Source organism: Lysinibacillus sp. NPDC094177 (genome assembly GCF_050279145.1).
In the GTDB taxonomy this organism is placed as follows: domain Bacteria; phylum Bacillota; class Bacilli; order Bacillales_A; family Planococcaceae; genus Lysinibacillus.
In genome coordinates, this window is the sequence record NZ_JBNNTW010000007.1 from 139,854 (window position 1) to 154,722 (window position 14,869).

Consider the following 14,869-nt stretch of genomic DNA (forward strand, 5'->3'; position numbering starts at 1 on the left):
GTATGGCATGCCATACCCCAAAAACGTTGTTTTTGACTTGGTAGGAGATTCCTACAACCTTTACAAATATTTAGCTGTTATTTTATGAAAATAAGCAGCTATATTTGTTGTCGCTACGCTCGAAATTTAAATTAAAAGGAGTTTGGGAGAAATGGCAAGAACTAATACTTATTTTCAAATGAGATTAACCAAAGAGGATAAAAAATATATACACGATAAATCAGAAGAATTAGGATACAAAAATGTTTCGGCCTTTCTTTTAGAAAGTGCAAAAAATCATTTCCGTTTAGAAGTTGATATGAAAGTTTATAGAGAATTAACCAGAGAAATTAATTACATTGGAAAGAATGTAAATAGCTTAATAAGAAGAATAAATACAGATGGATTTTATTCAAATAATGACATTGATTTTTTAAGAACAAATCAAAAAAAGATTATTACATTAATGAATAAAGAATATGATCGCTTGCTTAATTTAAAGCAAAAGTACACAAGTGATACTTTAAGTCTAAAGGAGAAAGAAAACTTAATTAAAGCATTGCAACAAAATGAAATTGATGTACCTTTAAAAGTAGTTCTGGAGGAAGTGTTTGAACAAATAAAAGAGGATTTCCTTTATATTGGTGAAGCTATTGAAAATTCACCTAAACAAGAAAAAGAATTTGCTGAGTATGTTTGGGAGTATTTATATGGAGATACGCTTTTTGAATTAGACAAAAATAAACTGATTGAATTTGCTAATAAAATCTTTATATTTACTCAAAAATTAAAAATGAAATTGTTGAAACTAGATAATGTTTTTGATGATGATGATTGGTTTTCTTTGAAAGATATTTTAGATGAATATGAGATTTATTAATTTCACCACCTCCTTAGTGACAGACGCTCTGAGACGCTGCGAAAAATAATTTTAAAGAAGACTGTTCGATCCACTTGTTCTGAATGGCGATAACATATAAATAGAATCTCAAAGAAAAGTACCCAAAGGACGCTTTGGGAAGGTTCTATATAGCAACTAAGAACTACACCCAGTTCTTAGTTGCTTTTTATTCCATTGGGTTACCGAATGTCGATTTGGGGATTTTATTTTAAAAGTAGGATTTATGGTATAAATTAACATATATAAATGATAAAATGTTGGCATGACCCCTAGAAAGGATTGGTGAAATGGATAATAACATTTTAATGTTTACAATGGTCATTTTACTTCAACTGATGGTCATAAGTTTAGCTTTAGCCATATTTTCCTCGGTATTTGTGAAAAGCAGAAAGAAAGGGCTTATATTTTTAATAATCTATGTTTTATTAAGTATATACAGTCTTTATGATATATATAAATACTCTGTGATAATGGGGAGTAGTATGTTATTCATCTACATTAGCTTAGGAGTAGTTACCTATTTTGTTATAAAAAAGAGACTTTCAAATGGAACAGAAATTTAGACTGTTGAATTTAACGGGTACTTTAGTGTAAAAACGACGTATACACTATACAAATAAAATCTAATAAACGTTCCCAAATAAAAGTTTGGACACACATTAAAAAGCCACAAACACTGTTAAATCAACGTTTCGTGGCTTTTCCTATGAACATTATTTATACAGCTTTTTATGCAGGAAGCGAAAACACTTGATACATCAATATTTACACGATTATGGCGTTCTGTTTAGCATGCATAAAATCGTGTATATTTCTTAACGTTGTAAATCCGCATAATCTGACGGGACCCCATACAGGATTTTATACACGCTGCAGCTGGATCACCAGCTACAAAACGCTACAAACTCAACAATCTATAAAAAATGAATACGGGTTGAGGACGGGTTTTGTGCGGGAATATTGATATATCAAGGTTTTTCGTGATTGGATAGCTTCTGCTATCAGTTGTTATGTCAACTTGTTGTGTATAGAGATGTATAATTATTTCGCTTTGAGGTGGGCCATATTTTTGTGAATTTATAACGCAGTTGGACATTATAGTGAGATTTTAAGTTTGTAACTTCAGGGTGCAGATATAGTCGAATAACGACAGGAAATGTCGGATGAAAATAGAACTTTTTCCATACTGAATATATTAAAATATATTTGGATATCTAAAATTTCCAAAAAAAACATAAAAGGTTATTATTTTACATGGTTTCTAATATCAACAATTATTCTATTACAACTTCATACCCCGATTATGGAAAAATTACAGTTAGCGCAGATCGTTATAAAAGCGAAAATCCTAACACTTATAACGATTCTGTAACTATTTCCGATACTTCGAGACAACTAGTAGCTAAAGGAAATTTATTAGATAAAGTAAAAGATTGGGCCAATTCAACCGTTCAATGGTTAAAAGATGCTGGGAATTTCGTAAAGAATGCAGTCAAAGAAGGAATAGATTTCTTAGTTTTAGATGATGTTAAAACTATATTTAACCCAGATGCGGGAGCAGTTGATAAAAGCATTGCTGCCATCTCTTTATTTCCAGCAGGCAAAGTTGTTAAGGCGGGGAAAATTTATAAATTATTAAAAAACGCTGACAAGAACCATGTGGTTGATGCTTTCTCAGGTTTAGGGACAATACAGAAGTTTAACACCAAGGGAATTTTAATGGATGGCAATAGTAGTACAGGTTGGGAACATATTTATAAAAGGCATGTATCAGGTAAAGCTGCAACTAAGGGTACTACCTTATTCCCTAAAGCACTTGGTGATGCACAAATAAAAAATCTCGTTATGGAGTCATTAGAAAAAGGAACTCTCCAAAGTACTCATTCTAATGGTACAAGGGTGTATACTTATAATCCAAATAAATATGGAATTTCTGAAATGACAACAGTTGTAACAAAAGATAATATTATTAAGACATCATATCCTGTTAAGGGAACATCTGTGATAATCAAGAAATAATTTGTCTTAAAAGGAGTATATTATGAAATTAAAATTTGAAATAGAAAATGATGTGTCAGTCCTCCTAGATAAAAAATATGGTTATGATTTTTATCTCGATAGCTTTCTAGAAGTATTAGTACATGATAAAGATAGCGAGTTTTCACTCTTCTCAACTACTATGCATAGTACAATCATCATCACATTTACCGAGCTATTAATTGAGCTACATAAAACAGGTAAAAAACAAACATTTGACCCTTTCGGGAATGCAAATATTTATACGCTAGAACGAATAAGAAATGACCTAAAGATTACAAACTTTAGTGCTTTTGATGATCAAGTGGAATATGTACATGTACTTAATTTTATAGATTTTACTAATGCTTATTCAAAAGAAATTGAACGGTATTTAAAAGCTATGATTGCAGTAGAAGCTAATATTGTAGAACATCAAGATTATGTTTTGCTGTTTGAAAGGCTAAATATGTTGAAGGATTTAAGTAGAGAAAAAGAGTAATTGCTACTATGTCTTTTTTTACTTTTAGTTAACTAAAACAGATTACTGTTGACGGTTATCAATTCCGATAAAATGCGAAGTAAATAAAACTTTCTAAACGAAAAGGCAGTAATAACCAAGGGCAAAACCTTGTCATTACTGCCCTTTTCTATTGTTATGTCAACTCGTTTTGAATGAAAATGTATAAATCTTTTTTAACTTTTTTTAAAAAGAGGTTGTTAAAACTATTTGAATTTCCCTTTGTATAGTGTTAGTAGCTAACAAACATAAAAAGGAGGAAATAACATGGCGGATTATGGTTTAACAGCAACGCAAGTAGAACATTATGGAGTGGTATCTCGTCAATTACGCATTCGTTGGAATGCTACACTACCTACCGGAGCAACATTAACGGTACATCGTGGTGGTGACGGTAATCGAGTATTTAGTAAGAGTTATACTAAAAGTAAGACAAGTGATGATATTACAATCGACGTGCCATGGTATGGTGAATTTAAAGTAGCGTTAACATTAAACTCACCTGCTATTGGTTCAGATGTTGTTTACCCAACAGTGAAAATGCGTGGTACGCATACTTCTCCTACGGTTACTTATGATGCAGCACTGGTACAAAAAGCAAAAGAGGGGCAAGCAATCGTTCTTCTGATTTCAGTTCTTGCTGGAAGTCTCAGATTAATTGGAAGTACTATTTCTATCTTATTGGGTTCATCGGTTTTCAGTACGGAGACGGTATCATTCCCGTCGGTTCCGAGAATCGGAGATAAGTTAGATGTTATTACATCAGCTATGCCAGCGGGTGGGGCGCAAATTACAACTACTTATACTGCGGTTGCTTATACTGATAGTTATGGTAATTACCAATCATCACAGAAATATACGAAACTCTCTTATATTGCGTATGTACCTTGGAATTTTGGAAAATAAGAATAATAATCCACGAGTTTATAAACTCGTGGATTTATTTTTTTTGTAGAGAATAAAATTGTATATGAAATCAAGTATTGCGAATAAATAGCACGAAGCAACCCAAAATAATATAGGGGAATCATAACTGTAATAAATAAAATCTTGTGAATGTAGATATAAGAACCAAAGTGTTGTAATGACGAAAAGAGAAATGTCGTAAGCCATACTTAGTGGGCGTTTAATCTTTTTTAGAGAAAAGTTAAAAACAACAACTCTAAAAAAAACAAATAGGATTAAAAAAATAAAATAAGCAAATGTAACATAAAAGATTGATGGTTGTATTGATTCGGGTATCTGCATAGGTGTAAAAACCCCTCGATATAATTTACAAATAGTGTACCAATTAGGAAATTATGTGTCTAGTGAGCCTTACCCACCAAATTGAAGTTTTATGGAGCGATTCTCGAAAATGGTAGTGCCAGTGGTCAGCTTTTTTCTTCTAAACTGGAAGCCTTGTGCGAGTTATTGCGAAAATAAAGCGTTGGGAAAAAGGCGATTTTTCAGCAGTAGACATTGACCATAATACTTTGATGCGTATGCAAGGGACGAAAACACCTGATGGTTCAGCGACAGGCATTGCTTCAGAAGAGCAAGAGATAAATTATATATTCCAAGTCTTTGCTAAAGAGGTAGATGAAGTCTTCGGGAGTAGTAGAAAAAAATAAAAGTTAGTAAAAATCCTGCTTAAATGGCGGGTTTTTTTGTTGTGTAAAAAAATTTTAAAAAAGAGGTTGTTAAAACTCGGAAAATTCCCCTTTATATGGGGGAATACTTATTGATGAAGAAATTAATGCTACTTACATTGTTGCTACTCTTTGTAGTTAGTTTTAGTCCAATATTTGTTTACGCTAACGAGAACCAGAAAGAAGACTTAATAAAAATTGTTAGCAGATTTATGCCATCGAATGCGTCACTTATAAGCCCTGAAAATCCTTCCTCCACACTGCCAATTCAATTCTATGACTTTGACCACGATGGACAGAAAGAAATAATATTTACTTTTGAAATTAAAGCAAAAAATCAACCATCTCCTTCTCAGTATAGATCAATAGTACTAAAAAAACATAATTCGGATTGGAGAAAAATTTGGGAAACTAAAATTCAAGGAGTCGATTTGGATTTTTCGGGTTTGGTAGATATAACCGGCGATGGTACAAAGGAATATTTATTTGGTGTTACAATTGGTGCAGCAATAGGAAGCAAACTTCAAGTTTTCCAATGGATTGATAACTCATTCAAAAAAATTGCAGATGTTCCTTATCATAAAATTGACTTTGTGAATGGAAAGCAAAATGTCGGTATAGCAGTTTGGCAAATGTATATTGGTGATAGTTATTTAGTGGATGTACTAAAATGGAATGGGGAAAAGTTGGTTTATGATGAAGAATTATATTCCAAATACTATTCAATCATCGAAAAGTTTTATAACGATAAAATTTCAGAAATGGATGCCTGGTTTTATTGGTATTGCCTTGCAGATGCCCAAATCAAAGCAAATAAATTTGAAGAAGCATTTAAATCGATTCAAAAGGGAATTTCGTTAGCTAAAAAATCATCAATGCGAGAAGTAGTCCAAGACTTTAATGATTTAACCGAAAGGCTGGAGAACAAGAGAAAATAAAAGAAAGCTTAGTATCGGACAATTTCCTAAATGAGCTTGACGTTTAGAGATTTTAAAAGGTGTGACGATTAATGCTAGTTCTTATGTAGAGCTATTACAACCTTTAAGTCTACTATTATTTATGACAGTCGTATTTATGGGCATTGGCATTAGTGTCATGGAGAAGAAAAGCTAAAGTGTAGTTCAATTGACTTATGCCAGTACGCTAAATCCATCGAAATGTTTCTTAAACTGTAAATGTATTCATAAAAAATACTGCACCTACAACTGCTAGATATCTAACAATTGGGGTGCAGTTCATGAATGACTTACTTACCTTGTATTTAGTGAATATCACGTTTTTTGAAGTTCCCACCACGTACCTCTGATACATCAGAAATAACTACGAAGGCACCTTCATCGATATCTTTAATAATCGACACAAGTTTATTTTCTTCCATACGGTTAATGACACAGTTTAATATATCAGTTGGTTCATTGGAAAAACCGCCACGCCCTTTTGTATATGTAACACCACGTCCTAAACGAGCTTGAATAGCATCACCAATCTCCTCTGACTTCGCACTAACAACACGAACGTCTTTTGATTTTTCTAAACCATCTTGGATAATATCGATAACGTTTTTCGCAATAAAGTATGTTAAAGCTGAGTATAAGGCACTTTCTAAGCCAAAAATAAAGCTTGCCCCTAAGAAAATAAAGGCATTAATAAATAATATAATATCCCCGACTGAAAATGGAACCTTACGTGAAAGTAACACGGCTAAAATTTCAGAGCCATCCAAAGCACCACCGTTACGTAAGACAATCCCAATCCCAACACCTAGTAGCATACCACCAGATAAAACAACTAATAACGGATCATTTGGACCTAAAATTGTTTTAACATTATGCATTAGCACTGTGGAAATAGATAGAGCTGCTATCCCAGCAGTACTCATCAATGCAAAAGTTTTACCTACTTGTTTGTAGCCAATAAAAATAAAAGGAATATTTAATACAAAGAGCAGTGCGCCTAATGGAATACCAAAGAGGTGTGCTCCCATAATACTAAGCCCCGTCACACCACCATCAATGACATCGTTCGGTATTAATACCGCTTCTAGTCCATATGCTGCGATGACAGCGCCAATGACAATCATAATAAATTTTCGTATGTTTTCAACTGATTTTCTTTTTTTCATTCATCTTCTCCATTTCTGTATGTGAAATAATACTTAAGGTTTTGGAATAATATTTACAGCAATTGTTTTTGTCACAGTCGCTTTAGTTGAGTCGGCCATATTATAGTATTTAGTTACTAAATCGTTCAATTCATTTTCAAAGTTCATAAATTGATCATTCGTTAACGACAAGTCAAGAAATGAAAAAGTTGCAAAATCTGCAGTGCTTTCTTTTTCATCAAGTGAAGTTAAATAATTTTGATATTGAGATAGTAAAGCTAATTGATAGTAGGAAACATAATTCAATTTTTGTTTGATCGTTAGTTGTGTCCAATCCTCCTTACTCAGTTTAGCTGCTCCTTCATTTAATGCATAAAACTTCTCTGTAACAGAACGTACTTTTCGCTCTTTTACAATTTTTATAATGTTTTCATCCACTAAAATTTGGATGTGACGATATAAAGTAGCTTGAGGTACATCCTTAATGACAGTAATCATCTCCAAAGTGCTTAAGCCTTCTTCTTTATTCAGAGCTTGTAAAATTTTCATTCTCACAGGGTGCATTAAGACCTCTGCTTTATTACGCATAAAACGATCCTCCTATAGAAAAAATGAGATGGTATCAAGGGTAGTAATCAAATGTTATCAATTTGAGAACATTCTCAAAAATATAATATATATTTTTAAAAAGGATGTACAGTAAAAAGGTAATGAAATTTTTAAAGTTTTTTGTTATCATTATTGATAACGATAATGAAAGGGGTTTATTAATGAAATTACACTATGGTTTTGAAGATTTACAGCAATTGGATTGGGCAAGCATACTTCCAATTATTTTGCCATTTTTATTCGTAGGATTTGTTCTAATCATGGTTGCTTTATTCGATTTATATCGGCACAGAGATACGCGAGAAAACATACTTATGTGGACAATTATTATTTTGTTCTTTAACTCAATTGGTTCTGTTCTATACTTCATTATTGGTAGGAAGGATGTAAATAAACGTGCGCTTAGAGATTAAAAATATTACGAAAAAGTTTAAACAAAAAACCGCAGTGAATGATTTTTCAATGGTCATTGATGCTAATGAGTGTGTCGGGTTAATTGGACCAAATGGAGCGGGGAAATCCACGTTAATTCAAATCATTGCTGACATTCTGAATGCAGACAAAGGAGAAATTCTTCTTGATGGGCAAAAGATTTCATCTATGAAAAATCACATTGGTTACTTACCTCAGTATCCTAATTTTTTCTCATGGATGACAGCATTTGAAACATTGTCCTTTATGGGAACACTTTCTGGCATATCAAAAAACGAATTGCAGAAAGAGATTCCATTACTTTTAGAAAAAGTGGGCTTAGGGAAAGAAGCACATATTCATGTCGGGACATTTTCAGGGGGTATGAAGCAACGACTTGGCATCGCACAGGCATTATTGCATAAGCCTGCTTTAATGATTATGGATGAACCGGTATCTGCACTAGATCCAATAGGGAGAAGGGAAGTGTTAAATCTATTAAATGAGATCAAAAAAGAAACGACCGTATTATTATCAACGCATATATTGAGCGATGCAGAGGAAATTTGTGAGCGTTTTGTGATGATCAAAAATGGTTACAAAATAGAGGATGCTACAAAATCAGAGTTGCTTATGCGCCATCAAGAATCAGCTATCTTTTTAATGATTCGAAAGGCAGATTATAAATGGTTAACAATGATTGAACACTTATCATATGTGAAGAAAATCGAAAGCTGTGGAGATGGCTTTAAAATCCATGTTGAAAATTTGGAAACAGATGCTAATCGACTAATACAGCATGGTTTGGATACAAAGGTGATGTTTACTAAATTGGAAGTGGGTATTCAAGACAATCTAGAAGAAATATTTTTGGAATTGGTGGTATGAGCATATGAATTCGTTTATCGCACTAAGTAAAAAAGAAATACATCAAATGGCAAGGGAATTTAAAATACTTTGGCTCCCAATCGTATTTATTTTACTAGGGCTAACCCAGCCGATTTTGATGTATTATTTACCTGTTATTTTACAATCGGTTGGCGGTGTTGAAGGGATAATGATTGATCCTACGATCGCAAAGCCGGGGGGACAGGAGGTACTTGCCTCAACATTATATTCACAGTTTGATCAGCTTGGCATTATTATTTTAGTCGTTGCCACTATGAGTATTATTCAAGGAGAAAAAGCAAATGGCATGATGGCATTTATACTAACTAGGCCAGTATCGATATCATCTTATTTGAATAGTAAAATCATCATCCATTATATTTTGGCTGTTATATGTATAGCTCTTGGTTATGCGGTATCTTACGGCTATTCAGCGTATTTATTTACAACTGTTCCTGTGACACAAGCTATGTGGGCTTTAGCGTTCTATTGTGTTTGGCTGTTATTCATCATAACGTTTGTTGCGCTGATGAGTACATTTTTTAATAGCCCTGCATTTATAGCACTAATAAGTATCGTTGTCCTATTAATCTGTCGTTTTATCGCTGGGTTACATCCATTCATAGATGTTGTAAATCCTGCTAGTAATAGCTTGTATGCAACAAACATTCTAATGTCAGGTGAAGTGGGATCCTGGTATGGCATCAATATTGTAGTAACACTGCTACTAGTTTTATTGATGATGATTACCATGCAAAGTTTCATTGCGAAAAAGAAATTTTAACTTCTTTCAGAAATTATTTTCTGTACCGAAAGTGTAGTGACAGGTACAGAAGTCTCCTACCTCTGTTGTTGGTGAGATGAATGCGAAATTAATTGATCAGAAATTAGGTGAAGAAATTGTTATCGATACAAAATTTACAGAAATCGTATGGACAAGATGAGGTTTTAAAGGGTGTAGATTTAAAAATAGAAAAAGGAGAAATACTAGGGTTTGTTGGTGGGAACGGTGCAGGTAAAACAACGACATTAAATTGTCTTGCTGGATTAGTTGAGCAAGATTCAGGAAAAATAATGATTAATAATGTGCCAAAATCGCAGTCACTCGACTATAAAAAACAATTTTATTTTATACCTGAAACGATTCATGTATTTCCAAACATAGCTGCATTTGATTGGATACATTTTGTTCTGAAACTATATGAAAAAACTGAAGATGAAAAACTACACAGCTTTATTAGCGTCTTTGGTATGGACAAAAGTATTTATAAACCAATGGGAACGTATTCTTATGGAATGCTTCATAAGATGGCGTTGATTACTGCTTTTACAATTAGTCCACCAATCCTTATTATGGATGAACCATTAAATGGTCTGGATCCACTTGCTGTAGTTGCTTTTAAAAATTGTCTGAAGGAGTATGTTGAAAATGGTGGGACCGTTCTCTTTTCCACTCATTTATTAGACGTTGCCGAAAAAATTTGTCAATCCATTTCGTTTTTAAAAGATGGAAAGATTGTCTTACATGAGCGTGTTGAGAATTTGCTAGTCGATGGGAGCTTAGAAACTATTTTTATGGAGAAACAAGCCAATGAAGGATAATATACAATTAATCAAATTCTTTTTAACATCCTTTTATGCAAAGCCAAAGCAGCCAGTAATTCAAGTACTCCTAATTATTGCATTTATTTATGTAGCGATTCAGTATTTTACGCTTACGCTCATTATCTACTTTATAGCGACGCCAGAGGAGTATTTATTTTACAATGTTCTTCTTTCAAATGGTGTGACGTATTTACTGATTTCATATTTTGCAATTTCGGTAGTATTTAGTCAAAGCGATTTTTCTATATTTGCCCATTTGCCCATTTCAGCGAAGCGGGTTGTGATGTCGAAAATAATAAGTGCTGTAGCTTTACCGATAATGGCAGTAAGTATTCTATCAATACCTACCTTTTTCATATTACTGATAGAGTTTAAACTAGGTGTTGCTATAAAATCACTTGCATTTTTACTTGTCATGAACGTATTAATTGTATTGTTCCTTCTATTTATATTATCCATTTTGAATCATTTTCGCAGTAAATTTATTAATACCTCTGTGTATTTGCTTGTTAGGATGATTCTTATAGTAGGTATTGGAATAAGCCCAATATTGTACTTTCTAATAAAAAATTATCATTCAATCGGCATTGTTTTAGCAAAATTAGATACATCAACAATATCATCCTTAAGATCTTCAATTTCAGATTTTCTCGAAATAGGATATCGTTTTGCAATGCAACAGTCAGTGGTGGAGACACTCTTTCCATTGACTACTACAAAAAGTTTCATTTATTTCATCCTATTGTTCGCACTATGTTATTTATTGTTTAAAGCTACGATAAAAATGATTGCGTCTAAGTATTATGAACATGGCTTGCTTGTCAGCAGGATAGAAAAAACGACTAAAGTTTGGGGGAGAGATATTCAAAGTAGCTGGGTCAATTATTTGCAGCGTGAATATTGGATTATTCAGTCTGAACCGTACTTTAAAATGCAAGCTGTTTTAGGGATAGTTTTAACGCCAATTAGTACAATCATTTTTTTAATTCTCGTACAGATGAGTATTTTAAAGGCCGAATGGATTGTAAACAATGAATCTTTTCTATTTGTCTATATGGTTTTGCTGATGAGCTGTATAAACAATATTAGCGGAACTCCCTATTCAAGAGAGGGGAAATACTATGCATCTAGCATGACATTGCCATTTGATTCACAAAAGATTTATCTAGCAAAAGTTATGACTTCATCATGTATCGGCACAATTTCGGTTGTAATAAGCTATATCATTTACATGCTATTTGGTAGAGGTGATATTATTATGGGGCTGCATTTATTGATTACATTACTATTAGTAATTACTTATAATTTATTATCACCTCTTTATGATAGAAGGCATCCATTGCTTGAATGGTCTAATCCATCAGAGGCAATAAAATCAAATCCGACAGTATTAATAAGCCTGCTATATGGATTACCGATATTGATTGTCATTGGGCTTCTTCATTTTAGCTTGCTTTCTTTCAATATTTCTCCGTCGATGACTGCCGTAATTATTTTGATTATTGTAACTCTATGTGCAATTACATTAATTTACAAAATGTTTTTTGAAGGAAAGAATATGAAAGGGTACGAAAACAATTGAATGTAATAATAAATCCAAGAAGTAAAATTCCTTTTTATCAGCAGCTAACCCAGCAACTACTTTTTGAAATAGCGAGAGGAAGTTTGCAAAATGGTGATCCATTGCCTTCCATTCGTGATTTAGCCGCTGAAACAAATCTTAATCTTCATACCGTTCATAAAAGCTACAAGGAGCTTGAGAAGAAGGGAATAATCGCTATAAAACCTAACTCAAAAGCAATTGTTAAGAAGTCTGCTGAAGCAAAGGAGGCTGACCTTCAACAAATTTCTATAAAGGTTGAGCAAATAATGTGTGAAGCTTATGTTTTAGGTATTAGCGAACAGCAACTACAGAAGATGTTTCATGAAAATTTGCGAAAATATTTTATTGAACGCTAGTGGAGAAAGAAATAGAAGCCATCTCTTACTAATTTGAGGTGAGGATGATACTGAATTGTATTCCATAAAAAAAATTGTTAATATATATATACAATTATGAGAGGACTGATGGATGGAAATGATTAACTAATCTATGTTTTTATTTGAAATGAATAACTTCAAACTACAAAATATAGGGTTAGTCTGTCCATTTTTATATATCAGTTTACATTTTACTTGTCATGACTCCAATGGCAAATAAGAACTTATGTAATATAAGTGAAAGACTAAACCTTCCAATTACAAATTGGGAGGATTTTTTATTCTCTCATAAAAATTTTTAATCTAATCAATAAAGGAGAGAGAGAAATGAGCGAATCAGACACTATTGTTACGCATGTAATACTCCGTATAAGTCGCTAATATCCATCAAACTTATACGGAGAAATTTAGAATAGATGGATGTGCCGACTTTGTATAAAAAGTAAAAAGTGTTGATATACAAAGGAGGAATTATTATGTCAATGATAAAAGTTCAAGATTTAACGTTTTCTTATCCAGGTAGCTTTGACAATATTTTTGAAGGTGTAAACTTTCAAATAGATACGGATTGGAAACTTGGGTTTATTGGTAGAAATGGACGAGGTAAAACGACATTCTTTAATTTATTATTAGGGAATTATGAGTATAGCGGGAAAATCATTTCTTCTGTAGAATTTAATTATTTTCCTTATCCAGTTTCAGATAAAAATAAGTACACTTATGAAATCTTTGAAGAAATTTGTCCTCAAGCTGAAGATTGGGAATATCTTCGTGAAATATCCTATCTAAATGTCGATGCCGAGGTAATGTACCGACCATTTAAGACATTATCAAATGGGGAACAAACAAAGGTGTTGCTTGCTGCACTTTTTTTGACGGAAGGTCAATTTCTATTAATTGATGAGCCGACCAATCATTTGGACACTGATGCACGAAAGATGGTCTCTGATTATCTAAGGAAGAAGAAAGGGTTTATATTAATTTCACATGATAGAACCTTTTTAGATGGATGCGTTGACCATATTTTATCTATAAATAGGGCGAATATTGAAGTTCAAAGTGGTAACTATTCTTCTTGGAAGTTAAATTTTGATAGACAGCAGGAACACGAAGAGGCAACAAATCAGCGTCTACAAAAAGACATTGGGAGATTAACACAGTCTTCAAAGCGTTCAGCAGGTTGGTCTAATCAAGTGGAAGCTTCCAAAAATGGGACAACGAATTCGGGTTCTAAGTTGGATAAAGGTTTTGTAGGACATAAAGCGGCAAAGATGATGAAGAGAGCAAAGAACATTCAATCAAGGCAACAAAAAGCTATTGAGGAAAAGTCAAAACTGCTAAAAAATGTGGAAAAAACGGAGTCATTAAAATTAAAACCATTGGAATATCAGTCAAACGAATTAATTGTTTTGGCGGATGTGTCTGTTAAGTATGATGACCAAATAGTGAATAAGCCAATTAGCTTTATAGTTGAACAAGGTGACCGAATTGTACTTGATGGAAAGAATGGGAGCGGAAAAAGTAGTATCCTAAAACTAATTTTAGGAAATCTGATCCAGCATACAGGCACGCTGAATGTAGGTTCTGGCCTCATTATTTCCTATGTCCAACAAGATACTTCTCATTTGAAGGGACTATTATCGGACTTTATCGAAGAGCATGAGATCGATGAAACGTTATTTAAATCCATCCTACGTAAGATGGATTTTGAGCGAATTCAATTTGAGAAAGATATAGCTCATTATTCCGGCGGACAAAAGAAAAAATTGCTTATAGCCAAAAGTTTATGTGAAAAAGCTCATTTATATATTTGGGACGAACCGTTAAATTTCGTTGATATTTATTCGCGCATGCAGATTGAAGAGCTTATTCAAAAATTTAATCCCACAATGGTTTTTGTTGAGCATGATCAGGCATTTCAACAAACAGTTGCAACAAAAACTATATCTCTGTAGTTAAATATGAAGAACTGAAGGTATAATTAGTAAATTTGCTCATTAAACTATTTGATGCTTTAGTTGAAGAACGTTGCTAAAATAATCAAACCTTTTATGGAGACCTAAAATAAATATCTGCTAGAGAAGAATCCATTTTGATTAATCTTTTTTCAAAATGGATTCTTTTATTTTTCGTATAAAATGGGTTTAGTGATGTATTTTTAATCAACTTTAAAGCATACTAGAAGTCATCATGACCATACTCATTGCAACGATAATAGAAATAATTAG

The 14,869-nt window shown here is 32.9% G+C and carries 15 protein-coding genes; 13 read left to right on the forward strand and 2 right to left on the reverse strand.

All coding sequences use genetic code 11. The features are described from left to right. Positions 1-151 precede the first annotated feature (151 nt). The 6 genes from ACQKNC_RS13570 (at position 152) to ACQKNC_RS13595 (ending at position 5,985) form a co-directional block, all read left to right on the forward strand. Positions 152-859 carry a plasmid mobilization protein gene (locus ACQKNC_RS13570; RefSeq protein WP_427425359.1) on the forward strand — a complete coding sequence of 236 codons (708 nt, stop codon included), beginning with the start codon at positions 152-154 and terminating at the stop codon, positions 857-859. Between the two features lie 1,275 nt (positions 860-2,134). Beyond that, the gene (locus ACQKNC_RS13575; RefSeq protein ID WP_427425360.1) at positions 2,135-2,899 is read left to right on the forward strand and encodes a hypothetical protein; all 765 of its coding nucleotides are present in this window, start codon (positions 2,135-2,137) and stop codon (positions 2,897-2,899) included. Positions 2,900-2,921: 22 nt separating this feature from the next. Then, positions 2,922-3,398 carry a hypothetical protein gene (locus ACQKNC_RS13580; RefSeq protein ID WP_427425361.1) on the forward strand — a complete coding sequence of 159 codons (477 nt, stop codon included), beginning with the start codon at positions 2,922-2,924 and terminating at the stop codon, positions 3,396-3,398. Between the two features lie 285 nt (positions 3,399-3,683). Beyond that, positions 3,684-4,322 (forward strand): hypothetical protein, encoded by a 639-nt coding sequence (locus ACQKNC_RS13585; protein WP_427425362.1) that lies wholly within the window; start codon positions 3,684-3,686, stop codon positions 4,320-4,322. 497 nt (positions 4,323-4,819) lie between these two features. Further along, positions 4,820-5,029 carry a DUF6241 domain-containing protein gene (locus ACQKNC_RS13590; RefSeq protein WP_427425363.1) on the forward strand — a complete coding sequence of 70 codons (210 nt, stop codon included), beginning with the start codon at positions 4,820-4,822 and terminating at the stop codon, positions 5,027-5,029. A gap of 113 nt (positions 5,030-5,142) precedes the next feature. Beyond that, positions 5,143-5,985, forward strand: coding sequence for a hypothetical protein (locus ACQKNC_RS13595; protein ID WP_427425441.1), 843 nt, complete (start codon positions 5,143-5,145; stop codon positions 5,983-5,985). Positions 5,986-6,308: 323 nt separating this feature from the next. On the opposite strand, the gene ACQKNC_RS13600 is transcribed toward ACQKNC_RS13595, so the two are convergent. Together ACQKNC_RS13600 and ACQKNC_RS13605 are read right to left on the reverse strand one after the other, a co-directional pair. Beyond that, positions 6,309-7,169, reverse strand: a complete 861-nt coding sequence (locus ACQKNC_RS13600) for a YitT family protein (protein ID WP_427425364.1) — start codon at positions 7,167-7,169, stop codon at positions 6,309-6,311. Positions 7,170-7,202: 33 nt separating this feature from the next. Continuing rightward, positions 7,203-7,736 (reverse strand): helix-turn-helix domain-containing protein, encoded by a 534-nt coding sequence (locus ACQKNC_RS13605; protein ID WP_427425365.1) that lies wholly within the window; start codon positions 7,734-7,736, stop codon positions 7,203-7,205. A gap of 182 nt (positions 7,737-7,918) precedes the next feature. Between ACQKNC_RS13605 and ACQKNC_RS13610 the strand changes: the two genes are divergently transcribed. From ACQKNC_RS13610 to ACQKNC_RS13640, 7 genes are all read left to right on the forward strand, one after another. Then, complete coding sequence (locus tag ACQKNC_RS13610) at positions 7,919-8,170, forward strand: PLD nuclease N-terminal domain-containing protein (protein WP_427425366.1); 252 nt, start codon at positions 7,919-7,921, stop codon at positions 8,168-8,170. Next, the gene (locus ACQKNC_RS13615; RefSeq protein ID WP_427425367.1) at positions 8,154-9,056 is read left to right on the forward strand and encodes an ABC transporter ATP-binding protein; all 903 of its coding nucleotides are present in this window, start codon (positions 8,154-8,156) and stop codon (positions 9,054-9,056) included. The genes ACQKNC_RS13610 and ACQKNC_RS13615 overlap by 17 nt, the downstream gene beginning before the upstream one ends. Positions 9,057-9,060: 4 nt before the next feature. Next, positions 9,061-9,840: an ABC transporter permease gene (locus ACQKNC_RS13620; RefSeq protein ID WP_427425368.1), complete on the forward strand. Its 780-nt coding sequence runs from the start codon at positions 9,061-9,063 to the stop codon at positions 9,838-9,840. Positions 9,841-9,956: 116 nt separating this feature from the next. Continuing rightward, positions 9,957-10,658 carry an ABC transporter ATP-binding protein gene (locus ACQKNC_RS13625; RefSeq protein ID WP_427425369.1) on the forward strand — a complete coding sequence of 234 codons (702 nt, stop codon included), beginning with the start codon at positions 9,957-9,959 and terminating at the stop codon, positions 10,656-10,658. Further along, positions 10,648-12,243 (forward strand): hypothetical protein, encoded by a 1,596-nt coding sequence (locus ACQKNC_RS13630; protein WP_427425370.1) that lies wholly within the window; start codon positions 10,648-10,650, stop codon positions 12,241-12,243. Before ACQKNC_RS13625 ends, ACQKNC_RS13630 begins: the two co-directional genes overlap by 11 nt. Then, entirely contained in the window at positions 12,240-12,620 is a 381-nt protein-coding gene (locus tag ACQKNC_RS13635; protein WP_427425371.1) for a GntR family transcriptional regulator, read from the forward strand. Before ACQKNC_RS13630 ends, ACQKNC_RS13635 begins: the two co-directional genes overlap by 4 nt. Positions 12,621-13,117: 497 nt before the next feature. Continuing rightward, complete coding sequence (locus tag ACQKNC_RS13640; protein WP_427425372.1) at positions 13,118-14,596, forward strand: Lsa family ABC-F type ribosomal protection protein; 1,479 nt, start codon at positions 13,118-13,120, stop codon at positions 14,594-14,596. Positions 14,597-14,869 lie beyond the last annotated feature (273 nt).